Raw genomic sequence first — 24,658 nt, 5'->3', positions numbered from 1 at the left:
CTGTCGAATTATTTTTATTAAAAGGTACAAGTTTTACCCGCCGGCTAGATTTATGCTTGTCGGCGCTTGCGCTTTTCTAATTGAGGTGAACATCTTGACATGAAGAAATTCCAAAATGTAACAATTAAAGGAACGAAGGATGGATTAACACTGCATCTTGATGATTCCTGCTCTTATGAGGAATTGAAAAAAGAATTGGACCACAAACTTACGGAAAGTGCCAGATCCCGTGAAGACCGCTTGATTTCGGTGAAGGTTCAGGTTGGGAATAGACTATTAACAAATGAGCAGGAGGAGGAATTAAGAGAATTAATCAGACATAAGAAAAATCTTGTTGTTGATTCGATTAGTTCCAATGTGATAACGAAAGAAGAGGCAGTCAAATTAAAAGAAGAAAATGAGATTGTTTCTGTAGCCAGAATTATTCGATCTGGACAGGTTTTGCAGGTGCCGGGCGATTTGCTGCTCGTTGGGGATGTTAACCCGGGGGGAACAGTAATTGCTGGCGGTAATATTTTTATTATGGGTACATTGAAAGGAATTGCCCATGCAGGCTTTTACGGAGACAAAGAAGCAATTGTTGCCGCTTCCATTATGAAGCCCTCACAAATAAGAATTAGCGATTGCATTACTAGAGCGCCTGATAAAGCTCAGGATGATGAGAAAAGGGAAATGGAATGTGCTTACATAAATGATCAGGAGCAAATAACTGTTGATAGATTGCAAGTTTTAATGCATCTTAGACCGAATATTTCAAGATTGGAAGGGGGATACTAGGATGGGAGAAGCAATTGTCATCACATCCGGTAAGGGGGGAGTCGGTAAAACAACGACTTCTGCCAATGTTGGAACAGCTTTAGCCCTGCAAGGAAAACGCGTTTGCCTCGTTGATACAGACATCGGCCTCCGGAATTTAGATGTTGTTATGGGACTTGAAAATCGTATTATCTATGACCTTGTCGATGTGTTAGAAGGCCGCTGCAAAATTCACCAAGCCCTAGTAAAAGATAAGCGATTTGAAGATTTGCTTTATTTATTGCCAGCTGCTCAAACGAGTGATAAAACGGCGGTAAATCCAGAGCAGATGAAAGTTTTAGTAGAAGACTTAAAGCAAGACTATGATTATGTCATCATTGATTGCCCAGCCGGGATTGAACATGGTTATCGAAATGCGGTGGCCGGTGCGGATAAAGCAATCGTTGTTACAACACCTGAAGTTTCGGCTGTTAGAGATGCGGATCGAATTATTGGATTACTTGAAAAAGAAGAGAATGTTGAGGCACCTAAACTAATTATCAATCGCATTCGCAGTCAAATGATGAAAAATGGAGATATGCTCGATGTCGATGAAATTGCTGCCCATCTTTCCATTGATTTAATTGGAATTGTCGCTGATGATGATGAAGTAATAAGAGCTTCCAATCATGGGGAACCTATCGCGATGAATCCTAGCAGTAAAGCGTCCATCGCCTACCGGAATATCGCCCGCCGAATTTTGGGTGAATCAGTCCCACTCCAATCACTTGACGAACAAAATCAAGGCGTCTTTACAAAAATTAAAAAGTTTTTTGGCGTTAAATAAAAGATATGAGAAGGTCAGGGAAAATTCCCTGGCTTTGTTTTTTATACGTTTCTTTCACTAATAATTTCTTCTGTTCATTCCCAATGAGTCATACTCTTTTTGGACAACTCATAGACTTGTACAAAATGGTTAAAAGGGAATGGTGGGGAGATTATGAGATCAAGAGCGGATGATATTCGGAAACGGATGACACAAAGAAAAAAAGAACGTGACAGGATGACGAAAAATACGAATCATCATGTTTTATGGGCAGAAGATGAAGAACGATATGGATTTAGTAAACTCTCATCCTATGAAGGGAAGACGGGAGAAGGCGAGCATCCATTATTTCGCAAAGAATGGTTTATCTTCAAAATACTTGCTTCTGCCTGTTTATTTCTTATTGTCGCCATCCTATTTAAGAATGAAGCTACACCATTAGAACCAGCTAGGAACTTTGTTAAATCATCCATGAATGAGGATTTTCAATTTGTTGCTGTTTCAAACTGGTATGAAAAACAGTTCGGTAAGCCACTGGCCTTGTTACCTTCCATCGACGGAAAGAAAGATGGTTCCTCCCCTACTAAGGAGTACGCTTTGCCTGCATCAGCAAGAATTCTCGAGAACTTTGAAGTGAACGGGCAAAGAATTACAATTGAAACTGGTAAGGGAGCTGCTGTTGAAGCAATGAGTGAAGGACTCGTCAAATTTGCAGGGAAAAAAGACGGTTTTGGAAAAACAGTTATTATTAAACATGTTGATAATAGTGAATCCTGGTATGGCAATTTAGATAAAATCAACGTAAATCTTTTTGAACAAATAGAAAAAGGAACAGAGCTGGGCACTTCAACTGATACGAAAGATGGAATGAATGGTTCTTTTTATTTCGCTATTAAAAAAGATGATGATTTCATTGATCCGATTCGGGTGATCCCATTTGAATAAATTCATAGGATTGTTAAAATATATTCAAATCCACCCGCTCCTATGGGCAGTAATCGGGATAGCGATTGCCACCGCTCACTTTATAGAGTTGTCGCTTTTACTGCTGATTATTTTTGTACACGAAATGGGACATGCCGCTGCAGCGTCTTTTTTTTCGTGGCGGATTAAAAGAATTGCTCTTTTGCCATTTGGCGGTGTTGCGGAAATGGATGAACATGGGAATCGGCCGTTAAAGGAAGAGGTCATCGTGATCTTATCTGGGCCACTCCAACATTTATGGATGATGGGTCTGGCATATGTTCTCTTTCAGTTCTCTTTGCTGCCTGAGGGGATTTATCAGCTATTTATACAGTACAATCTCATGATCTTGCTATTTAATCTCTTGCCAGTCTGGCCGCTTGACGGCGGGAAATTAATTTTTCTATGGATGTCTCTTTACTATGCATTTCCGATAGCCCACCGGAAAGCTCTGCAAATCTCTGTAGGCTGTATGGCTGTATTTGCTGTAGTTCTCTTCATTACTTCACCAATTAACTTGAATATTTGGGTTGTCCTCGCTTTTTTGCTGTTTTCTCTTTATTATGAATGGAAGCAAAGCAGGTATGTTTTTATTCGTTTTCTCCTTGAAAGGTATTACGGAAATAATAGTGATTTCCGTACATTAAAGCCACTTGTTGTAAAAGAAGAGGAAATGGTCATTCATGTGCTAGAAAAATTCCAACGCGGGTGCAAGCATCCGATTATTATTGAAAAAGACGGAAAAGAAAAAGGCAGCCTGGACGAAAATGAATTACTGCATGCGTACTTTACAGAAAAAATCGTCACTGCGCGTGTTGGTGATTTACTGTATACATGGTGAAAGGCACCACCCGAATTTTGTCGAATAATGTTTTGAAGTGAGGAAAATGGATTTGAATACGATCATTATAAATAATTTAACAAGGGAAAAACGATATGCTTTATTGAAGGATCAGGTTGTTGAAAAGCTTGTGATTAATCAGCCAAAACAACATTCATCGGTCGGGAATATTTATTTGGGGATTGTAGAAAAAGTGCTTCCCGGGATGAATGCTGCTTTTGTAGAAATTGGCGAGGGAAAAAGCGGGTATTTGCACCGGGATAAACTAGCTTCATTTGTCATTGCGGATGATGAAAAGGCTGTAAAAGATGCCCGTAGCATTTCTTCTTATGTCCATCAAGGAGAAAAGCTCCTTGTTCAAGTTGAAAAAGATGCGACAGGAACTAAGGGACCTCGTCTTACTGGCGTGATTGAACTCCAAGGGAGCAATTTGATTTATATGCCTCACGGACGATATGTCGCTGTATCAAAAAAAATGGAAGACAGTCTTACTCGAGAGAAGTGGCGCCAATTTGGCTATCAAATGAAAGAGCCTGAAGAGGGCTTAATTTTTCGAACCTCTTGCGAAAATATCGACCAAGGATACTTGACGGTAGAACTAAAGAAATTGCGTCAGGATTACAGAGGAGTGCTGCAAAAGGCGGAATCCTTAAAAAAACCCGGAAAATTACTTGAACGCAATGCTTTTATAGATGATGTATTGGAAGAAATTAAGAAAATGGAGACTGGCGAAATCATCGTGGATGATGCGGACACGAAAGCCGCTATTCAAAAAAATAGCCATCTTCCCATACAGCTATACAGCGGGAAAGAAAATATTTTTTCAGCCTATAGGCTTGAACATGAAATTGAAAAAGCGTTAAAAAGAATTGTCTGGCTGGAAAATGGCGCCTATCTAATTTTTGATGAAGCAGAGGCTCTAACCGTTATTGATGTGAATACAGGAAAATATGCCGGAAAGTATGATCTTCGTGAGACAGTCATAAAAACCAATGAATGGGCCGCGATGGAAGTAGCGAGGCAAATCCGTCTCCGAGATATCGGAGGCATGATTTTAATTGATTTTATTGATATGAAAGAGGAGAAGGATAGGAGGCATATTCTCTCCAAATTGGAAGTAGAATTAAAGAAAGACGAGAGACGGACAAACCTAATTGGGTTTACTCCACTTGGAATTCTCCAGCTAACAAGGAAAAAAACGAAGCCCGCCATTTCTGAAGCGCTGACTGTGAGATGCCCTACATGTGAAGGGACTGGAAGGATATTAAGTCCAGAAACGGTCGCTTTTCGGCTGGAAAGAGAGCTATGGGAGCATCGTGGCGGAGATTATGAGGCTGTCCTGATTCACGCTTCTATTGACGTGCAAAAGACTTTTTCAGGCGAACAGAATATCCATAAAAGAAGAATTGAAGAGTTAACTGGCTTGGAAGTTATTTTTGTAGATTCAAATTCAGAAAAGCCATTTTACGAAATTCGTCAATTTGGAAAAGCAGCTGAGTTAAAAAGAAAATGATATTGACATTCTTAGTCATTTTATGATAGGATTCTTATGTTATGTTTGTAGCACCCGTGCTACAACCGCTCAGAACAGGTGATAAGTTTTTACTTCGGTAAAACGCCTGAAGATGGCGAGTCTTAGTTTAAGAGGAGGTGCAGTTCATGTACGCGATTATTGAAACTGGTGGTAAGCAAGTAAGAGTAGAAGAAGGTCAAGCAATCTACATCGAAAAGCTTAACGTAGAAGCAGGCGAAACAGTTACTTTTGATAAAGTTCTTTTCGTTGGCGGAGAAAGTGTAAAAGTAGGAAGCCCTGTTGTTGAAGGTGCTACTGTTACAGCTAAAGTTGAAAAACAAGGTCGTGCGAAAAAGATCATTGTTTTCAAGTATAAAGCGAAGAAAAACTATCATAAGAAACAAGGTCATCGTCAGCCATACACTAAAGTTGTGATTGAAAAAATCAACGCTTAAGGCGATCAAAAATGATTCAAGTGACGATTCATCGTAAACAATCCGGAACGATTCAATCATTTACAGTAAGCGGCCATGCCTTTTTCGCCAAGAGGGGAAATGATATCGTCTGTGCGGGCGTATCAGCAGTCTCGATTGGTGCAATTAACGCAGTACATGCCCTAACCGGTATTACTCCCGAGATTGAACAGAAGGAGGACGGATTTCTCAGTTGTGTGATTCCGGATACTATTCCGGCAGATACAGATGAGAAAATTCAGCTTCTTTTAGAAGGAATGGTTGTATCATTGCGGACGATTGAAGAAGAATACGGACAGCATATTAAAATAACCTTCAAAAAGCAGGAGGTGGAATAAATGTTACTAAAATTAGATCTTCAGTTATTTGCTTCTAAAAAAGGAGTAGGTTCTACAAAGAACGGTCGTGATTCAATCGCTAAACGTCTTGGCGCGAAGCGTGCGGACGGGCAATTCGTAACTGGCGGCTCTATCCTTTACCGTCAGCGTGGGACAAGAATCTACCCTGGAGTAAACGTTGGTAAAGGTAGCGACGATACACTATTTGCAAAAGTTGACGGCGTTGTTAAGTTTGAACGCTTAGGCCGTGATCGCAAACAAGTGAGCGTATATCCTGCAGCTCAAGAAGCGTAAGCTTTTGATGGAAAACTCTAACCACCTAAGGTTAGAGTTTTCTTTTTGCCTTTTTCGTTAGCAGTAATTATATTAATTCCTAAAATTTGCTTACGCCCTCACTCTTTTTTGATATACTACTCTTAATAACCCGTGTAGGAGTACATTATGAATAAAGACTGGAATGTGATCGAGGTGCTGCGCTATGCACGGCACGACTGGTTAAATAAAATCCAACTAATAAAAGGAAATTTGGCCCTCAATAAAATGGACCGAGCAAAAGAAATTATTGACGAAATTGTTATGGAAGCCCAAGCCGAGGCAAAGCTTTCAAACTTGAATCTTCCCCAATTCGCCTCATTGCTTCTCACCTATAATTGGGAAAATCATTTGTTTCAATTGGAATATGACGTTTTAGACGGTTCAAAATGCGATTATTTGAATGATGAGTGGCTTGCAAAGTGGACGAGTTCTTTTTTTGCCTGCTTGAATTCATCCATCAATTGCTTTGACGAAAATCATTTATCCGTCACAATCGATCCCCAAAAAGAAGCCACTCGTTTCTTTTTTGATTTTAGAGGGATAATAACAGATAGAGAACAACTTGAATTTTTCTTGAGAGAGGCGTCTTCTTCTCCGAAAATAAAAGTTCATGTAATAACGGAGCAAGAACTCTCGATGGAATTTAATGTAAATGATTATGGGGATCTTACCCAATAAATCGAAACATTCGGTTCTTGCTGTCAGTATGATAGACAGCCAAGACAGGAGGAATAAAATATGTTTGTCGATCAGGTCAAAATTTATCTAAAGGGCGGAGATGGAGGCAACGGAATGGTTGCTTTCCGCCGTGAAAAATATGTTCCAAAAGGTGGGCCGGCTGGCGGTGATGGTGGAAATGGAGCAGATGTAATCTTTGAAGTGAACGAAGGGCTCCGCACACTAATGGATTTCCGTTATCAGCGCCATTTTAAAGCGCCGCGTGGAGAACACGGAATGTCCAAAAACCAGCATGGCAGAAATGCGAAAGATATGGTTGTAAAAGTTCCGCCTGGCACTGTTGTTACCGATGCAGAAACGAATGAAGTTATTGCCGATTTAACGGAGCATGGCCAAAGAGCCGTCATTGCAAAAGGGGGCCGGGGCGGAAGAGGGAATAGCCGCTTTGCTACACCAGCAAACCCGGCACCTGAATTGTCTGAGCATGGTGAGCCTGGGTATGAAAGGGAAGTCGTTCTCGAATTAAAACTTTTGGCTGATGCAGGGCTAGTCGGATTTCCAAGCGTCGGAAAATCAACGCTTTTATCAGTCGTATCTTCCGCTAGACCCAAAATTGCGGATTATCATTTCACGACGATCGTCCCTAATCTAGGGATGGTAGAAACTGAAGACGGCAGGAGTTACGTACTGGCGGATCTTCCGGGATTAATTGAAGGTGCTCACTCTGGGGTTGGGCTTGGTCACCAATTTTTAAGGCATATTGAGCGTACTCGGGTGATTGTTCATGTCATTGATATGGCCTCAATTGAAGGCAGAGATCCGTTCGAAGACTATTTAACAATTAATAAAGAGTTACGAGAGTATAATTTACGATTGACTGAAAGACCACAAATTATTGTTGCAAATAAAATGGAAATGCCGGATGCGGAAGAAAACCTTCAAAAATTCAGAGAAAAATTGGAGGAAGATTATCCGATTTTCCCGATTTCAGCAGTCACACGACAAGGGCTGAAAGAATTGTTATTTGCTATTGCTGATAAAATTGAAGCAACACCTGAATTCCCGCTTCTGCATGAAGAAGAGGAGACAGGCGTCCATCGCGTGGTTTACAAGCATGAAGCTCAAGCTACAGAATTCGTGATAACAAGGGATTCAGCCGGCACCTTTATCGTATCAGGTGATGCCATTGAGAAACTGTTTGTGATGACTGATTTCTCAAGGGATGAATCTGTCCGTCGATTTGCAAGACAGCTTAGAGGCATGGGAGTCGATGATGCCCTTCGTGAAAAAGGAGCAAAAGACGGGGATACGGTTAAGCTGATGGAATATGAATTCGAGTTTATGGATTAATCTCAGGTTAGGCGGCGTGGGAAATGAGACAAGATAAATTCGATAAAAAATTTTATTTAGTCAGGGAAGATGTTTTACCTGAAGCTATGAAGAAAACATTAGATGCAAAAGAAATGATTGAAAGGGGAAAAGCGGAATCTGTATGGGACGCAGTTCAAAAAGTCGATTTAAGCAGAAGTGCATTCTATAAATACAGGGACACAGTTTTTCCTTTTCATACGGTTGTTAAGGAACGTATCATTTCATTATTCTTTCATCTTGAAGACCGCTCAGGCACATTATCCCATTTATTAAGTGTTGTAGCTTCATCTGGCTGTAATGTTTTGACGATTCATCAAACCATCCCGTTGCAAGGAAGAGCGAATGTGACTTTATCTTTGAATACGATTGGGTTGGACATCGAAATTGAAGAATTATTGACGAGGCTAAGAAGATTGGAATTCGTTGAAAAAGTAGAGGTGCTCGGGTCAGGCGCATAAAATTTTTTATGCGGCTGCTCCGGCCCTATTTTTTTTCTTTTACATACATTATTTAAAGTGGTATTATTAACCGATAATTATAAGTGTTCTGAAGGAGGAGAAAACCGTGAAAATTGGCTTTTTAGGTCCGAAAGCAACCTTTACAGATATTGCTGTTCGGGAAATGTTTCCAGAGCAACAATCTTTTCCATATCCAACGATTCCTGATTGTTTCGATGCATTAATGGCAGATGAAATCGAAATGGCGGTCGTTCCTCTTGAAAATGCACTTGAGGGCTCCGTGAATATTACTCTTGATTATTTAGTCCATGAAGTGGATTTGCCAATTATTGGTGAAATTACTTCCCCGATTCGCCAGCATTTTATGGTTCATCCAGATAATAAAGATACATGGAAAGAAACGGGTGTTATATATAGCCACTCACATGCGATTGCCCAATGCCATAAGTTCTTACATAAAGAACTAAAGGGGATTCCGACTGAAAATACAACTTCCACTGCAGCAGCGGCCCAGTATATTAAGGACAATCCGCAAGTGAAGGGAGGAGCTATTGCTAACGAGTTAGCAGCAGAAGTTTACGGACTCGAGATTGTTCGCGAGGATATACATGATTTTAATTATAACCATACGCGTTTTATTGTTGTTTCCAAAAAACAAGTTCCCTTTAGTGAGGAAAAAAAGTCATTTAAAGGCCACAAAACAACTGTTATGATCACGCTGCCATCAGATCGTTCAGGTTCCCTCCATCAAGTGTTGTCTGCTTTTGCTTGGCGCAATTTAAATCTATCAAAGATCGAATCGAGGCCGACGAAAACAGGATTGGGAAATTACTTTTTTATCATCGATGTCGATATGAAGCAAGACGAGGTATTAATCCCTGGTGTTGTCGCGGAATTAGAGGCACTGGATTGTAAAGTGAAGATTTTAGGGAATTACCCCTACTATCAGCTTGGCATGAAAAAAGCGCTATTGAAATAGTGAAATAATAGAAAAAGGATCCGGATGACGGATCCTTTTCTATTATTCGACTAAAAAGTTTGCTCTTCTTAATGCTTGTTCCGCCTCATTTAGCTTCTGTTCAGATGTTGCCGAAATGGTATGAAGATGGATTCCACCGGTAAGTTCAGATAAATAAGAGGCTTTAGTTGATTTGATTTTTTCCATAAACTGTTTTACCTCTTTCCGGTTGGATACCATGACAGAGGCAGTTAAATCTCCATATACCGGATGTTCAATTTTAACATCCTTTACGGTTACACCGTAATCGACAAGAATGTTAAGTTCCTCCTCGGTTCCTTCTGGAGGGTGGGAACTAGCAATCGTCCGTTCCACAGCAGGGGAATGTGATGGTTGCAATAAATACATATATCCCTGGCTTGTAGCAATAATGGGCTCCCCTTTTGCCTTTAACAACGTGATATCCCCGACAATCACCTGTCTGCTCACATTCGTTCTCGATGCGAGCTCGCTGCCTGTGATCGGTTCTCCCTTTTCTTGCAAAAGTCGGAGCAGTAGCTCTCTTCTTTCCTCACCAAGCACCTTCTTTTGTTCCTTCATTTTTTATTCTCCCTTACATCCCAATAATATTCATTCTATCATAAATGGCAGATCAACAATAAATCCCATTAGGTCCGTACCGATTGGTTAACAATTTTTACAAGTGCTTCTCCTAATTCTTGTGTCTCCCTTTCTGTTGTTTTCCATCCAAATGAAATTCTGATGAACTCTTTGCCACTTTTTCCTGAAACGCCCATTGCTTTCATTGTTTTCGAAGGCGACTGCATCCCCACCTGGCAAGCGCTCCCCGTCGAAATTGCAAATCCGTAGCGATTGCACTCAAGCATGACATATTGTCCCTCAAGCCCTATTATTCTCATTCCGATCGTGGATGGGAGCTGCCTAGAGTCAGATAAACCATAAATAATACAGTTTTCCTTTATAGGGTCTAAGGCGTTAAGAAATGTTTTACGCAGTACGTGAACTTTTTTTATGTGGTCTTCAAGATTACCCAGTGCTTTTTGTGCTGCGACTGTCATTGCTGCGATGCCAGGTACATTCACTGTTCCCGGTCTAAAGCCCTTTTCATGGGAAGCCCCTGGATAAAATGCTTTCCAATGAAAGCGCGGATGAATATAAACAGCACCCGTTCCTTTAGGTCCGTAAAATTTATGGCCGGAAATGGATAAACTATCAACAAACTGAGCAACGGTTTTTAACTCCGCTTTTCCAAATGTTTGGACACAATCACTGTGGAAAAGAATCTGATGTTCTTTGCAAATCTTATTTATTTCCTCGAGCGGCTGCAGGATGCCAGTTTCCGGGTTCCCGTGCTGGATGGTGATTAACACTGTATCTTCTCTGATCGCATTTCTGACCTGCTCCAAATCAATTTGGCCTAGTGAATTTAGCGGGAGTGCGGTCACCTCATAATCATCCTCTGTTAATTTTTCCAATGTGCTTAAAATGGAAGAATGCTCCGCAATCCCTGTTATTATGTGCTTCCCTTTTTTTAAGCTTGAAGATAATAACGATTGAATAGCAAGAAAATTGCTTTCAGAACCACCACTTGTAAAATAAATTCCTTCTTTCATTACGCCAAGCAACTTGGCAAATTCATGACGGCAATTCTCCAATAACTCCTTAGCTTGACTGCCTGTATCATGAAGACTTTGTGCATTACCGTAATATTCAGTTGCGGCTTTTACATAAACTTGCGCTGCTTCTTCATCTAGTGGACAAGTGGCTGCATAATCGAAATATTTCATGTTTCACACCAGCTTTCAATAATCTATTTTTACTTTAGGTTGTGTTAAAGCTCAATATTGATTTTTGCACTTTGTTGATTGGAGCGGAAGGCGCGTAGACTCCTGCGGGAGCAGCGGGACAGGTGAGACCCCGCAGGGCAGTGCGCCGGGGAGGCTCACTGCCCGCCCCGCGGAAAGCGAAGCGCCTGGAATGGAAATCAACAGGCAAGTTTAACAAAGCCTTACTTTAATAGGATGTAAAACAACTAAACTAAAAAAACACTTGTCATAAGTTTAAATCTATGTAAATATAGGTGTCAAGACACCTGTAAAACAGGAGGTAAAAGATGAAAAACACCAATGTCATAATTATTGGCAGCGGTATTGCGGCTTTGAAATTGGCCAAAAGCCTTCGCTGTGATATGAATGTGATTATTCTCACAAAGTCATATTTGAACAATAGCAACTCTTATCTTGCTCAAGGCGGTGTAGCGGTTGCCATCGGAAAAAGCGATCATCCGGAAAAGCATTATCTTGATACACTTGAAGCAGGGAGATTCCATAATGATCCGGAGGCAGTTCTTGCGTTAACACATGAGGCCCCTTCTCTAATTAATGGCCTTTTAAATGAGGGCTGCATGTTTGATAAAGATCAAAACGGGGAACTCCTTCTTGGGCTGGAAGGGGCACACAGTGAAAATAGAATTGTCCACGGGGGCGGGGATGCAACCGGGAGAACGCTTATTCAATTTATGACATCGCAAATAAATACGAATATAGAAATCATCGAAAATATCTTTGTTTATGAGTTATTGCTAGATGAATCCGGGAATCGATGTGTCGGTGTGAAGGGCAAGGACTTGGACAGCAAAACGGAAACTTTTTTTGCCGATCATATTGTCATTGCTTCCGGTGGGTGCGGGCAGTTATATAGCTACACTTCAAATGCGGAACCTGTTACTGGTGATGGGATCGCACTCGCCTACCTTGCAGGGGCTGAAATCACTGATATGGAGTTCATTCAGTTTCATCCGACCCTTCTTTATGCAAATGGAAAAGCTGCCGGGCTCGTGTCAGAGGCAGTAAGAGGCGAGGGTGGGCGTCTTGTGACGGAAGATGGAAAACCGATTATGGCTGGCGTTCATCCTCTTGGCGATCTAGCACCAAGACATATCGTCTCCCAATCGATCTACAGCTATTTAAAAAAGGGAATCCAAATATTTTTAGATATTTCCGCCGTGGTTAATTTTCAGGGCAAATTTCCTACAGTAACTGCTTTGTGCGAACAAAGGGGGATTGATGTAAAGAAAGGAATGATTCCAGTTGTTCCGGGCAGTCATTTTCTAATGGGGGGCATCAAGACGGATCTAATTGGAAAAAGCAGTGTGAAAGGGCTATATGCAATTGGTGAAGCAGCGTGCACAGGTGTTCATGGGGCGAACCGGCTTGCAAGCAACTCTTTATTAGAAGGGTTATTTTTTGGGAAAAAACTAGCAGAATGGATCAACACACAGCCAATCAGTGATCCATTTGGACGCGTTTTTTCTGAACGATTCGAGGCAGAGCTTACGATGGAAAACAGTAAATCGCAAATTGCTGATTGTCCCATCACTGATCTCTCCTATCAAACCTTACAATTTTGTTTCGATCAATTGCCTTCCGCTCATGCGATTCAAACATCAATGATGGATCATGCGGGGATATTTCGGACGAAAGAAGGTCTAATACAACAGAAAGAATGGCTAGAAAGCTTTAGCATGAAAAATTGGCTAGACGTGAGACTTGACCATCTAACAATTAAAGAAATGTCCAGAGTATTTATGCTTATGACTGCATGGCTCATTACTGATTCCGCCTTGAAAAGAACAGAGAGTCGCGGAGGGCATTTTCGTCAAGATTATCCATGTGAAAATAATCACTTTTGGTTAAGAAAGCAGATCGTTCAGTGCCGAAAAAAAGAAAAGGATGGGAAGCATGAACAAATTGAAACTGCGCTTGCAACTTGAACAATTTTTTTTAGAGGATATCGGGGACCGTGATGTAACAAGTGAACTGATTTTCGGTGAGGCAGAGAAGGGAAAAGTCGTTTTTATTGCAAAGGAACATGGCGTTTTTTGCGGGGGAGAAGTCATCCGGCAGGGCTTTGCGATCCTTGACCCTAGGATAAAAGTTGAAATGACGGCTAAGGATGGTGAGATGATTGAAAAAGGGCAAGTTATTGCTGAAGCTAAAGGGGCTGTTACCGATTTATTAAAAGGAGAACGGGTGATTCTGAATCTTGTACAGCGAATGAGCGGGATTGCTACACAAACGAGAGAAGCAGTCTCTGTTTTAAATAGTTCCCTTACAAAAATTTGTGATACTAGAAAAACGACTCCGGGATTAAGAATGCTCGAAAAGTACGCGGTTCGATGTGGTGGCGGGTATAATCATCGTTTCGGGCTTTACGATGCAGTGATGATCAAAGACAATCATATTTCTTTTGCAGGTACCATAACAAAGGCTGTTGAGGCTGTACGTTCAAGCATCGGGCACATGGTCAAAGTTGAGGTCGAGACAGAAACGAAAGCCCAGGTGCAAGAAGCAGTTATTGCAAAAGCAGATGTCATTATGTTTGACAATAGGCAGCCGAGCGAAATTAAAGAATGGATCCAATATGTTCCCAAGGGAATCATTACGGAAGCATCTGGGGGAATAACATTGGAAAATTTGGCAGCATATCGGGAGACTGGTGTCGATTATATTTCACTCGGATTCTTAACCCACTCGGTAAAATCTTTAGATATCAGTGTGAAAGTTATCATAGAAGATTAAAGGTGTAAAATATACGCAAAAAAAGGGGATAAGCGGTATGAATATTTTTCAAACGGCAGAAAAAAAGTCAAATGTTCTTCCAGAAAAATATCGAAATATGACTGTGACAGATCTGGAGGAAAGAGTAAGATTCATAAAAAATAAGCTTGGCAGCAAATTGTTTATTCCTGGACACCACTACCAAAAAGATGAAGTTATTCAATTTGCTGATGCAACGGGTGATTCATTAAAGCTTGCCCAGTTATCTGAAGAAAATAGTGAAGCTGACCATATTGTTTTTTGCGGGGTCCATTTTATGGCTGAAACAGCTGACATTTTGACGACGAGCAAGCAAAAAGTTTACTTGCCGGATATGCGTGCTGGCTGCTCAATGGCAGACATGGCTGACATATTTCAAACAGAAAGAGCTTGGGAGAAGTTGGGCGAGATGTTTGGCGAGACAATGATTCCCTTAACTTATGTGAACTCGACAGCTGCCATTAAATCTTTTGTTGGCCAAAACGGAGGAGCTACGGTTACTTCATCAAATGCGGAAAAAATGGTTCAATGGGCTTTTGCACAAAAGGAAAGAATATTATTTTTGCCTGATCAGCATTTAGGTAGGAATACAGCCTTTAATTTAGGTGTTGGGCTAGATGAAATGGCTGTATGGAACCCTATGACAGACGAATTGGAATTCGATGGACCAATAGAAAAAGTTAAAGTCATCCTTTGGAAAGGGCACTGCTCCGTCCATGAGAATTTTACTGTGGGAAATATAGAGGATGTCCGTCGAAATTATCCAGATATGAAGATCATCGTCCATCCTGAATGTACAAGGGAAGTTGTTGCTTTGTCAGACATGGCGGGATCTACCAATTATATAATAGAAGCAATCATGAATTCAGAAAAAGGTTCGTCATGGGCGATTGGGACGGAAATGAACCTAGTGAATCGCATTATCCAGCAGCATCCGGATAAACATATTATTTCCCTCAATCCGCATATGTGTCCATGTTTGACAATGAATCGAATCGATTTACCGCATCTAGCCTGGTGCCTGGATACAATCGAGCGGGGCGAAGAACAAAATCTTATTGAAGTAGAAGAAGTAGTCGCAACATTTGCTAAGCTGGCATTAGATCGAATGCTCGTTCAATCATAAAACCTCCTTCTAGGAGGTTTTTTTAGGTAAGTATAATTTTTGTATAAACATGAAAATCTGCACTCCTCTCATAAATTTAATAAAAAACGCATAAGTTTTTATGTAGAGTGTTAGCAATTTGCCCATTTGATCATACACTATATGGACTTACGCATAGGAGGGGAAATCAGAGTGAAGATCCATATCGTACAAAAAGGGGATACTCTTTGGAAGATCGCCAAGAAGTACGGCGTGAATTTTGAAGAGCTGAAAAAGATGAATACACAGCTCAGCAACCCTGATATGATTATGCCCGGTATGAAAATAAAAATCCCTGGACCAGGGGGATCCATAAAAAAAGAAGCTCCGATTGGGGGCGTGCCGGAAGCAAAGATTCATATGGGTGCTAAAAAAGAAATGCCAAAAGCCGAACACCCTTTTGCCAAAGAAAAACCGATTACATTGCCTGTTGTTGAGGCTCCAAAGGCAATGCCAGTAAAAGAAGCCCCAATCGTGGCTCCGAAAGAAATACCAAAGGCATTGCCGAAAATGGTATCCCCACAAATGGAGATGCCAAAGCAGCTACCGAAAATGGTATCCCCACAAATGGAGATACCAAAGCAGCTGCCGAAAATGGTATCACCACAAATGGAAACGCCAAAGCAATTGCCAAAAATGGTATCCCCGCAAATGGAGATGCCAAAACAATTGCCGAAAATGGTATCACCGCAAATGGAAACACCGAAGCAATTACCAAAAATGGTGTCACCTCAAGCGGAGATGCCAGTAAAACCATACGCTCCAAAAATGCCTAAGCCCATTATGCCGGAAGTAGACATGAGTAATTACTACATGATGAACATGGCCAATTTAGCAGTCCAGCAGCCGGCGCCACAGCTCCCGCCTAAACCAGTAAATATTCTCCCTCAAGTTAAACCAATTGCTGAAGAATATCCAGAATATGTGGAAAGTGAAACATTTGTTCATACACAACAAGGAGGTTATTATCAGCCGATGTATCCATACCAACCTAGTAGTTTATACCCTGTCTCTCCGGCAATGCCCGGACCTGGTTTCACTGGTGGATATCCGCAGTACCAAATGCCATACCCGCAAGTTCAAGCAGCAGAAACCATGCCAATGCAACATGTAAAAGGTGCGACAATGCCGATGTATCAAATGCCACATCAAATGCCGCATTATGGCATGGCCGGGGTTGAAAGCCATGGATATATGGAATCTTCCTCTCATATGCCAATGCACCAAATGCCGCATCATATGCATCACCATATGCATCACCAAATGCAGCATCAAATGCCGCTAACTAGCCCTGCACAAGCACAAATGCCTGCACCTGTTATGGGGGTGGAAGAAACTCAATATCAAATGCCGCTACAGCCAACATATACAGCACCGATGATGGAACAACCGTATGGTTATCCATGTCCACCGTACGAAATGATCCCAGTATCCCCGGTTATGCCAGGGCCAGGCTTTTGTGAACCAATGCCTTATGAGATGCCTTGCGGATATCCGCCAATGGGTGTAATGCCACAAGTTCAGGGCGTCATGGAAGAACCTATGGCCCAAATGCCATTAATGCCAACACAAAGCCAGATGCCGTTAATGCCGGCACAAAGTCAAATGCCGTTAATGCCAACACAAAGCCAGATGCCATTAATGCCTGCTCAGGGCGTTAAGGGTATAGAAGCAGACTGTGGATGTGGTGGAGGAATGCCGCCAATGGGAGGATATGGTCCAGGATTTGCACCAGGACCTTATGGAATGGGGGCAGCGCCGTATGGTCCGCCAGCTGGTTTTGCACCTTACGCTAATCCATATGGATACGGACCAACGGGGGGATATCCATTCGGAATGCCGCGCAGTATCGAGGAAAGCAGTGAATTCGACGGTTAACAATGGAGGAGACGATTTTTTTCATAATCGTCTCTTCTCCTATTTACAAGAGCAGTTTGATTTTCCAATTGATGAAATCCAGCCAATTAGACAGCAGGTCCATTTAGTGAAGGCCAAAAATCGAACCTTTATCTTAAAAGGCTTCTCGTCATATAGCAAGCTGAAATTACAAGAAGCCTTTTCAGCTTCCTTAATTCAGGAAGGATTTAAAAAAACAAATACATTTTATCAATTTGCCGAAGACCCCCCTCTATATTTTGAACAAAATTATTATGGATGTCTTGAATATATCCATCCCTCTAATCAGTTATTTACTTATCACCTGCCAAAAAACCGGCTAGAGGGGCTTGATTTATTAGATGAATTCCATACTGCCACAGAAAAATTATTCTATCGATATCATTCAATTATTCCTGCTTTTAAACAAATTGAAAAATGGCAGGAAAGGGCGGCTGTTTTTTTGAATAATTTACCTATTATCAAATATTTTATTCAAAATGAAATTATCCATGAATTACTCGTTTGGATGAATTGGTCTATCCAAGGAATACAAAAAGAATCACATCTATTTCAAAATGGAAGGAAAGTGATTCTTCATGGTGATGTGGCTCATCATAATTTTTTACGGGCCAAAAATCATGATCTTTTTTTAATTGATTTTGATTTAATAAGCCTTGGAACTCCCCATGGCGATTATCTTCAATATGCAAATCGAATTCTGCCATTTTTGAATTGGTCGTTTCGAGATTTATCCGGGTATAGGAAAATGAAGCCCTTTCTTAATGAAAAAGGTTTCCTTTATGCACTTGCTTTTCCGACAGATATTTTTAGAGAATGGAATCGAACGATTAGAGAAAAAACGTATTTACAGCCGCTGAAGATCCGGCAATTAGTAGACATGACAGTTGGTCAATTTTCGGAAAGGCAGGGGTTTTTCAAAGAATTAAAAAATCAGCTTGATAAAAAGTAAAAATAAATTGGAGTTAACTGTCAGAATGAAAATACCCATTTGCTGAAACCCTACTAAAGAGCAGATTGCTCATGTTTTTAACTTTATTCAGCAGAAGTCTCTAAACAATATAAGTGGCGAGATGAATGCAAATAGGTAATCAATACAGTGGGGGTTCAAACCCTGGCTGAATAAAGTTAAGCCTCCGGCGGACGCCTCAGATTTTTTATCGAGCAAGCTAAGGGAAAAATCTGGGCGCAAATCCGTCAAGTCGAATTTGATCTTTTATGAAGGGGTGTTTTGCGCTTGAATAAGAAACTGGCAGTATTTCCGATAGCTGCTTTGATGTCAATCGGTTTAGCAGGTTGCGGGGCGACTGATGGATCAGGGGTTCACGGCAGCCGTCCTAAAAATGTTCAGCCAGTGGGCTATTATTCCAATGAAAACCATCGGACTAACGGCGGAAACGCCCAGATTCTTGATGATAATGATGGACCAGTTACGGAAATAATGGACCATTCACTCGGTTTGGAAGGTGAGAATAATCGTAATCGAAGAGGAATACTTCAGGTAAAGACAGAGGGATTAAATGCTGACCCGGGACATCCCCTTAGGCAGGTAACGGACAATCGGATAGATCGGAATAATCACCTTTTTAGCCGTGATGATATCAATTATCATGGACATTTAGGAAATAATGTTCGAAATGCCCGCAGCTCCTATTATCATGCTTATGAAGGGAATCTTTCCGAACAGATTAGCAATGCTGCGAAATCGGTAAATAATGTAGCAGATGTTCGTACAATCGTGTATGGCAATGATGTACTAATTGGCGTTCTCCTTTCAGACTACAGTCGGGAGGGAGAAACAAAAGCCAAAATACGTCATGCTGTCCTGCCATATACAAATGTAGATACAGACACAATCATAACAGATCAAGCAACATTCAGCCGGATTAGAAATATCGATAATGACCTTAGGGATGGCGGACCGAGGGAACAAATTGACTTAGATATCCAAAATTTATTCCGTCCCATCAGAAACAGATAGCCCTGGAAATGAAAAAGGGAGCAAGCGAATTCGCTTTGCTCTTTTTTTCATTTGCACAGCCATTTCAAAATCTGTTAAAAATATCTGGATAAGCTTGAAAAATATGGCCAAAATAAATATTGAGATGAAACAAAATTTAGGCTCCGAGGTGATCGTATATGAGAACCCATTGGGCTTCTTCTATATTAGCAATTTACATTGCCGTTCCTTTTATTCTCTTTCAATCTATTGGTATGCAAGAAGGCGACACCGAAAAAAATCATGCATCGGCTAATGTTCAACCGAAGATACAAGAGGAGATAAACGGTCCGTTTAATATGATCGTCATATTAGAAAGAAAGTATTTAGACGGAGAAATCAGTCAAGAAGTGGTAACTGAAACGATTTGGTCCAAGGAAGACTTTTGGGCAAAATATGATCAATGGGAATTAATTGATATGGGCGAAGATCAAATGGTTTTTCGCAAGCAAATGGACGATATCTCACCGTTATTGAAAGCAAATGGATATTTTGGGATTACAGATGATGGGGTTTTAACGATATTCAACGGCAGACCGCAAAAGATGAATATCATTCAATCTTTTTTTCAAATTGATCTAGGGCGGCTAGAAAGCAAAAAATGTGAGGAATTAAAAAAGGGGATACCGATAAAAACAAAGGATCAGTATGTTGAAGTATTGGAAGCATTCAAAACTTATTCTAAATCAGAAAAGCAAGCGAATTAAAGATAAATAGACCGGTTTAAAGCCGGTCTATTTCGATGTTAAACATGGACATTCGTTTATTTATTTTTCCACACTAGTGATAATATATTGTCCATCCTTTAATTCAACATGGTAGGTCATTCCTGCTGATTTTATCGTTGCCTTCTTTTCGTCACCTTCGATTGTTACATCTTGCTGGCTTGTTTCGAGAAAGGAAGGAGTAAAGTAAGGTTCCGCATTAATAATCATTTGTCCTTCTGCTGTTTTCTTAACTGTTGCATAGTGAGCATAAATATCTTTTGCTACTTCTTCACTGTAGTATTTGGATAAAAATTCAACAGCTTTATTATCTTCAGCAAAGCTTCCGTTAATGATAGGTATTTCTCCATCACCAGCCGTTTCTTTATGGAATACTTCATTCACCTTTAATTCAGCAACCCGAACGGAATTATACATTTTTGATTTAACCGTATCCGTTAACCCGGCCGCTTTTTCCTCAGTACCTTTATTGGTTGTTTCTTCTTTTTTTGATGAACATCCTGCTACTGCGAATAAGAGTGAGAAAATTGTTAAAAGTGCTAATAATTTTTTCATTTAATGACCTCCGATCTTTTTAAAAACATTTTTCATTATAATTAAATCGAATCTTTTTTTGCAACTTTTTTTTCAATAAACCTGAAAAAAGTATGATACAATGGTGTACAGCAAATCAGAGGAGCGAAAGGTATTGTTTGAATTTATTAAAGGCCGGGTCGAATTTATCGGGCCTGAATTTATCGTCATCGAAAATAATGGTATCGGCTATCAAATTTTAACTCCGAATCCGTTTAGCTATACATATGAATATGGACAGGAAGTAAGAGTGTTTACATATCATCATGTTAGACAAGATGTCATGGCGTTATACGGATTTCATTCTCGCGAAGAAAAAAAGCTTTTTACAAAACTGTTAGATGTAACAGGAATTGGCCCAAAGGGTGCCATGGCCATTCTTGCGTCTGGCGAGCCTGAACAAGTGGTTCAGGCGATTGAAAATGAAGATGAAGCCTTTCTTGTGAAGTTTCCAGGAGTAGGAAAGAAAACAGCAAGACAAATGATCCTTGATTTAAAAGGAAAATTGCAAAATGTTGTCCCTGACTTTTTTCCGGATTTATTCTCCGCGGATAAAATACAGCTGCAGCAAAACAGCAATTCAGAATTTGAAGAAGCGATGCTTGCATTAAAAGCACTCGGCTATTCAGAAAAAGAAATTAACAAGATTTCACCTGAATTGAAAAAAGAACAGCTTACAACAGACCAATACATAAAAAAAGCTCTCCAAAGGCTTTTAAAATAAGGCTATTCTCGTAAAGTTTGTTGCTTTTATAATGTGAAATTTATCTAGTAAATCAACGGGCAAACTTTGTAGGCTAAAGCAACAATATATGCGAAAACAGCCTAAAATAATTAGGTTGCCTTGGAAAAACGGAATTGTTTTAGTGTAGGAGGATGATGGATCAATGGAAGAGCGGATAATATCTAGCGAGGCTGATATTCAGGATATGTCTTTTGAACAGAGTCTGCGACCTCGAAACTTAAAACAATATATTGGGCAGGATAAGGTGAAGGATAACCTTGAGATTTTTATTAAAGCAGCAAGAATGCGGCAGGAAACACTTGATCATGTACTCTTATACGGTCCTCCGGGCTTGGGGAAAACAACACTTGCTGCGATTATAGCCAATGAAATGGGCGTAAATATTCGAACGACGGCTGGCCCGGCAATCGAAAGACCGGGTGATTTGGCTGCCATTCTGACAGCTTTAGAGCCAGGTGATGTATTATTCATCGATGAAATCCACCGTCTGCCAAGAACGATTGAAGAAGTTTTGTATCCTGCGATGGAAGATTTCTGTCTTGATATAGTAATCGGAAAGGGTCCGAGTGCCAGATCAGTAAGACTTGACCTTCCGCCATTTACATTAGTGGGTGCTACGACAAGAGCAGGTTCATTGTCGGCTCCATTAAGGGATCGGTTTGGGGTTCTCAGCAGACTGGAATACTATAATGAGTCTCAATTGAAAGACATCGTATTGAGGACAGCAGATGTTTTAGATACTGAAATTGAAGATTTTGCTGCTGCAGAAATTGCCAGAAGGTCAAGAGGAACGCCCCGTATTGCTAATCGGCTTTTGCGAAGGGTAAGGGACTTTGCTCAAGTGAAAGGAAATGGGGAAATTAGTGAGGAACAGGCAAAAGAAGCGTTGGAGCTTCTGCAGGTAGACCGTTTAGGCCTAGACCATATTGACCATAAATTACTAAGAGGGATTATTGAAAAATTCCGTGGTGGCCCCGTTGGTCTCGAAACGATTGCGGCAACGATTGGAGAAGAGGCACATACAATTGAAGATGTTTACGAACCATATTTATTACAAATTGGTTTTCTTCAACGTACGCCAAGGGGGAGATTGGTAACAGATCTCGTATACCGCCATTTTCAGATGGAGATACCTGCGGAGTAAAGGTAACTAAGAAAACTGCTAAATATAAAGATAGGTGACAACATGAAAGTAGATTTATTTGATTTTCATTTACCAGAAGAGCTAATTGCACAAACGCCTCTTGAAGAGAGAGCAAGTAGCCGATTAATGATGATGGATAAACAAACAGGAAAAATAACACATGATATCTTCAAAAATATTAAAGATTATTTGCAACCAGGGGACTGTCTTGTTTTAAATGATACAAGGGTTTTGCCTGCGAGACTGTTCGGTGAAAAAGAAGGAACAGGTGCAAAGATAGAAGTGCTTTTATTAAAACAGCAAGAAGGCGATGTTTGGGAAACACTCATCAAACCTGCGAAGCGTGTTAAAGAAGGCACAAAGATTGAATTCGGGGATGGAATCCTGACCGCCGAGTGTGTAGGCAGTTCAGAGCATGGAGGCAGACTTCTTGAGTTTCACTATGAAGGAATTTTTTATGAAGTTCTCGAGCAATTGGGGGAAATGCCATTGCCTCCTTATATTAAAGAGCAATTAGATGATCGGGATCGCTATCAGACCGTATTCGCTCGTGAGAGGGGATCAGCAGCTGCACCGACAGCTGGCCTTCATTTTACAGAAAAATTACTTGAAGAATTAACAGCAAACGGTGTACATATTGCCTTTATTACTCTTCATGTTGGGCTCGGAACCTTCCGCCCGGTTAATGTTGAAGATATAAACGAGCATGAGATGCACTCAGAGTTTTATCAAATGACTGAAGGTACGGCTAGGCTGTTAAATGATGTTCGGGATCAAGGTGGAAGAATTATTACAGTTGGAACGACTTCTACTAGAACACTGGAAACGATTGCAACTGCACAAAATGGCCGTTTTACAGAGGCAAGCGGGTGGACGGATATTTTTATTTATCCGGGCTATGAATTTAAAGCGATTGACGGAATGATTACTAATTTTCATTTGCCCAAATCGACCCTTATCATGCTTGTCAGCGCATTAGCAGGCCGGGATAACGTTTTGAATGCCTATCATGAGGCTGTTGAAGAACGTTACCGTTTCTTTAGCTTTGGAGATGCCATGCTGATCCTATAATTAGAACAAATGAAATGGAAGGAGAATATCATGACAGCTATTCGCTATGAATTAATTAAAACATGTAAGCAAACAGGAGCTCGTCTTGGGCGTGTTCATACGCCGCACGGTTCCTTTGAAACTCCTGTTTTTATGCCGGTTGGAACTCTAGCCACTGTAAAAACAATGTCTCCAGAAGAATTAGTTGAAATGGGCGCCGGAATTATTTTGAGCAATACTTATCATCTCTGGCTGCGTCCGGGACAGGAAATTGTCGAGGAAGCAGGCGGGCTGCATAAATTCATGAACTGGGATCGTGCGATATTAACCGACTCAGGGGGATTCCAGGTTTTTAGTTTAAGTGAATTTCGCAAGATCGAGGAGGAAGGCGTCCATTTCCGCAATCATTTAAACGGAGATAAATTATTTTTATCACCGGAAAAAGCGATGGAAATTCAGAACTCCCTTGGCTCAGATATTATGATGGCATTTGATGAATGTCCGCCATACCCGGCATCTTTTGAATATATGAAGAAGTCGGTTGAAAGGACTTCCCGCTGGGCAGAACGATGCTTAAATGCACACAAACGCCCAAATGACCAAGGCCTATTTGGAATTGTGCAAGGTGGCGAATATGAAGAACTGCGAAAACAAAGTGCAAAAGATCTTGTTTCTCTTGATTTTCCCGGGTATGCTGTAGGAGGATTATCTGTAGGCGAGCCGAAAGATGTCATGAATCGGGTGCTAGATTTCACGACTCCATTGCTACCGGCGGACAAGCCTAGATATTTAATGGGAGTAGGGTCGCCTGACTCATTAATAGATGGTGCGATTCGCGGAATCGATATGTTTGATTGCGTGCTGCCTACGAGAATTGCTCGTAATGGTACACTGATGACAAGCAATGGACGATTAGTTGTGAAAAATGCGAAATTCGCAAGGGATTTCGGGCCAATTGATGAGAATTGCGATTGTCACACATGCCGAAATTACAGCCGCGCTTATATCCGGCATTTGATTCGCTGTGACGAAACATTCGGAATTCGTCTTACAACTTACCACAATCTTTATTTTCTGTTAAAATTAATGGAAGGAGTCAGACAAGCGATTAGAGAAGATCGTCTTGGCGACTTTAGAGAAGAATTTTTCGAACGTTATGGCTTTAATAAACCAAATGCGAAAAACTTCTAGCAATAAGTGTTCAAATAAAGACCATCTTTTTTGAACGACTTTTAACTTTATTCAGCAAAAGTCTTCCACTTCTATAAGTGGTGAGATGAATGTAAAAAGGTAT

Annotated in this window: 26 protein-coding genes and 1 other annotated feature; of the genes, 23 read left to right on the top strand and 3 right to left on the bottom strand. The window is 40.8% G+C overall.

The annotated features are described in order from the left end of the window. Positions 1–99: 99 nt before the first annotated feature. The 12 genes from minC (at position 100) to pheA (ending at position 9,490) form a co-directional block, all read left to right on the top strand. Complete coding sequence (minC, locus tag BGM26_RS11210; RefSeq protein WP_217039895.1) at positions 100–777, top strand: septum site-determining protein MinC; 678 nt, start codon at positions 100–102, stop codon at positions 775–777. Between the two features lies 1 nt (position 778). Next, a complete protein-coding gene (gene minD / locus BGM26_RS11205) occupies positions 779–1,582 on the top strand; it encodes a septum site-determining protein MinD (protein WP_217039894.1) in 804 nt (267 codons plus the stop codon). 153 nt (positions 1,583–1,735) lie between these two features. Beyond that, a complete protein-coding gene (locus tag BGM26_RS11200; protein ID WP_217039893.1) occupies positions 1,736–2,506 on the top strand; it encodes a M23 family metallopeptidase in 771 nt (256 codons plus the stop codon). Then, on the top strand, positions 2,499–3,365 hold the full coding sequence (locus BGM26_RS11195) for a M50 family metallopeptidase (protein ID WP_217039892.1): 867 nt from the start codon (positions 2,499–2,501) through the stop codon (positions 3,363–3,365). The genes BGM26_RS11200 and BGM26_RS11195 overlap by 8 nt, the downstream gene beginning before the upstream one ends. Positions 3,366–3,411: 46 nt before the next feature. After that, positions 3,412–4,878, top strand: coding sequence for an Rne/Rng family ribonuclease (locus BGM26_RS11190; RefSeq protein WP_217039891.1), 1,467 nt, complete (start codon positions 3,412–3,414; stop codon positions 4,876–4,878). Positions 4,879–4,931: 53 nt separating this feature from the next. Further along, positions 4,932–5,011: a sequence feature (ribosomal protein L21 leader region), on the top strand. A 13-nt stretch (positions 5,012–5,024) separates the two neighbouring features. Continuing rightward, positions 5,025–5,333, top strand: coding sequence for a 50S ribosomal protein L21 (gene rplU, locus BGM26_RS11185; RefSeq protein WP_217039890.1), 309 nt, complete (start codon positions 5,025–5,027; stop codon positions 5,331–5,333). Positions 5,334–5,344: 11 nt separating this feature from the next. Beyond that, entirely contained in the window at positions 5,345–5,689 is a 345-nt protein-coding gene (locus tag BGM26_RS11180; RefSeq protein ID WP_217039889.1) for a ribosomal-processing cysteine protease Prp, read from the top strand. Then, complete coding sequence (gene rpmA / locus BGM26_RS11175) at positions 5,690–5,983, top strand: 50S ribosomal protein L27 (protein WP_217039888.1); 294 nt, start codon at positions 5,690–5,692, stop codon at positions 5,981–5,983. It abuts the gene before it with no gap. Positions 5,984–6,130: 147 nt separating this feature from the next. Next, positions 6,131–6,682, top strand: a complete 552-nt coding sequence (locus BGM26_RS11170) for a sporulation initiation phosphotransferase B (RefSeq protein ID WP_217039887.1) — start codon at positions 6,131–6,133, stop codon at positions 6,680–6,682. Positions 6,683–6,742: 60 nt separating this feature from the next. Then, the gene (obgE, locus tag BGM26_RS11165) at positions 6,743–8,032 is read left to right on the top strand and encodes a GTPase ObgE (protein ID WP_217039886.1); all 1,290 of its coding nucleotides are present in this window, start codon (positions 6,743–6,745) and stop codon (positions 8,030–8,032) included. Between the two features lie 23 nt (positions 8,033–8,055). Next, positions 8,056–8,511, top strand: coding sequence for an ACT domain-containing protein (locus tag BGM26_RS11160; RefSeq protein ID WP_217039885.1), 456 nt, complete (start codon positions 8,056–8,058; stop codon positions 8,509–8,511). Positions 8,512–8,617: 106 nt separating this feature from the next. Further along, complete coding sequence (gene pheA, locus BGM26_RS11155) at positions 8,618–9,490, top strand: prephenate dehydratase (RefSeq protein WP_217039884.1); 873 nt, start codon at positions 8,618–8,620, stop codon at positions 9,488–9,490. A gap of 42 nt (positions 9,491–9,532) precedes the next feature. On the opposite strand, the gene BGM26_RS11150 is transcribed toward pheA, so the two are convergent. Continuing rightward, positions 9,533–10,069 (bottom strand): transcription repressor NadR, encoded by a 537-nt coding sequence (locus BGM26_RS11150; protein WP_217039883.1) that lies wholly within the window; start codon positions 10,067–10,069, stop codon positions 9,533–9,535. A gap of 68 nt (positions 10,070–10,137) precedes the next feature. Beyond that, on the bottom strand, positions 10,138–11,277 hold the full coding sequence (locus BGM26_RS11145) for an IscS subfamily cysteine desulfurase (protein WP_217039882.1): 1,140 nt from the start codon (positions 11,275–11,277) through the stop codon (positions 10,138–10,140). Positions 11,278–11,603: 326 nt separating this feature from the next. Here BGM26_RS11145 and nadB point away from each other — a divergent pair, with 326 nt between their 5' ends. The 7 genes from nadB to BGM26_RS11110 all read left to right on the top strand — a co-directional run bounded on the left by nadB (position 11,604) and on the right by BGM26_RS11110 (position 19,834). Next, complete coding sequence (gene nadB / locus BGM26_RS11140) at positions 11,604–13,262, top strand: L-aspartate oxidase (protein ID WP_217039881.1); 1,659 nt, start codon at positions 11,604–11,606, stop codon at positions 13,260–13,262. Beyond that, the gene (nadC, locus tag BGM26_RS11135; RefSeq protein ID WP_217039880.1) at positions 13,231–14,070 is read left to right on the top strand and encodes a carboxylating nicotinate-nucleotide diphosphorylase; all 840 of its coding nucleotides are present in this window, start codon (positions 13,231–13,233) and stop codon (positions 14,068–14,070) included. Before nadB ends, nadC begins: the two co-directional genes overlap by 32 nt. A gap of 37 nt (positions 14,071–14,107) precedes the next feature. After that, positions 14,108–15,214 carry a quinolinate synthase NadA gene (gene nadA / locus BGM26_RS11130; protein ID WP_217039879.1) on the top strand — a complete coding sequence of 369 codons (1,107 nt, stop codon included), beginning with the start codon at positions 14,108–14,110 and terminating at the stop codon, positions 15,212–15,214. A gap of 171 nt (positions 15,215–15,385) precedes the next feature. Continuing rightward, positions 15,386–17,110: a SafA/ExsA family spore coat assembly protein gene (safA, locus tag BGM26_RS11125; RefSeq protein WP_217039878.1), complete on the top strand. Its 1,725-nt coding sequence runs from the start codon at positions 15,386–15,388 to the stop codon at positions 17,108–17,110. Further along, positions 17,094–18,080, top strand: coding sequence for a phosphotransferase (locus BGM26_RS11120; protein ID WP_217039877.1), 987 nt, complete (start codon positions 17,094–17,096; stop codon positions 18,078–18,080). Before safA ends, BGM26_RS11120 begins: the two co-directional genes overlap by 17 nt. A gap of 285 nt (positions 18,081–18,365) precedes the next feature. Beyond that, positions 18,366–19,109 carry a YhcN/YlaJ family sporulation lipoprotein gene (locus BGM26_RS11115; RefSeq protein WP_217039876.1) on the top strand — a complete coding sequence of 248 codons (744 nt, stop codon included), beginning with the start codon at positions 18,366–18,368 and terminating at the stop codon, positions 19,107–19,109. 158 nt (positions 19,110–19,267) lie between these two features. Continuing rightward, positions 19,268–19,834, top strand: a complete 567-nt coding sequence (locus BGM26_RS11110; RefSeq protein ID WP_217039875.1) for an intercompartmental signaling factor BofC — start codon at positions 19,268–19,270, stop codon at positions 19,832–19,834. A 60-nt stretch (positions 19,835–19,894) separates the two neighbouring features. Here the strand turns inward: BGM26_RS11110 and BGM26_RS11105 are convergent, their stop codons facing one another. Then, positions 19,895–20,407, bottom strand: a complete 513-nt coding sequence (locus BGM26_RS11105) for a YgdI/YgdR family lipoprotein (RefSeq protein WP_217039874.1) — start codon at positions 20,405–20,407, stop codon at positions 19,895–19,897. A 133-nt stretch (positions 20,408–20,540) separates the two neighbouring features. Here BGM26_RS11105 and ruvA point away from each other — a divergent pair, with 133 nt between their 5' ends. From ruvA to tgt, 4 genes are all read left to right on the top strand, one after another. Next, positions 20,541–21,149 (top strand): Holliday junction branch migration protein RuvA, encoded by a 609-nt coding sequence (gene ruvA / locus BGM26_RS11100; RefSeq protein ID WP_217039873.1) that lies wholly within the window; start codon positions 20,541–20,543, stop codon positions 21,147–21,149. A 163-nt stretch (positions 21,150–21,312) separates the two neighbouring features. Beyond that, positions 21,313–22,314 (top strand): Holliday junction branch migration DNA helicase RuvB, encoded by a 1,002-nt coding sequence (gene ruvB / locus BGM26_RS11095; protein ID WP_217039872.1) that lies wholly within the window; start codon positions 21,313–21,315, stop codon positions 22,312–22,314. Positions 22,315–22,356: 42 nt separating this feature from the next. Beyond that, positions 22,357–23,385, top strand: coding sequence for a tRNA preQ1(34) S-adenosylmethionine ribosyltransferase-isomerase QueA (gene queA / locus BGM26_RS11090; RefSeq protein WP_217039871.1), 1,029 nt, complete (start codon positions 22,357–22,359; stop codon positions 23,383–23,385). A 30-nt stretch (positions 23,386–23,415) separates the two neighbouring features. Next, positions 23,416–24,555, top strand: coding sequence for a tRNA guanosine(34) transglycosylase Tgt (gene tgt / locus BGM26_RS11085; protein ID WP_217039870.1), 1,140 nt, complete (start codon positions 23,416–23,418; stop codon positions 24,553–24,555). Positions 24,556–24,658: the final 103 nt, after the last annotated feature.

Source organism: Bacillus sp. FJAT-29790, from assembly GCF_019039215.1.
Classification (GTDB): domain Bacteria; phylum Bacillota; class Bacilli; order Bacillales; family Cytobacillaceae; genus Cytobacillus.
The sequence above is the reverse complement of the archived record's forward strand: the minus strand, read 5'-3'. Positions and strand labels throughout refer to the sequence as shown.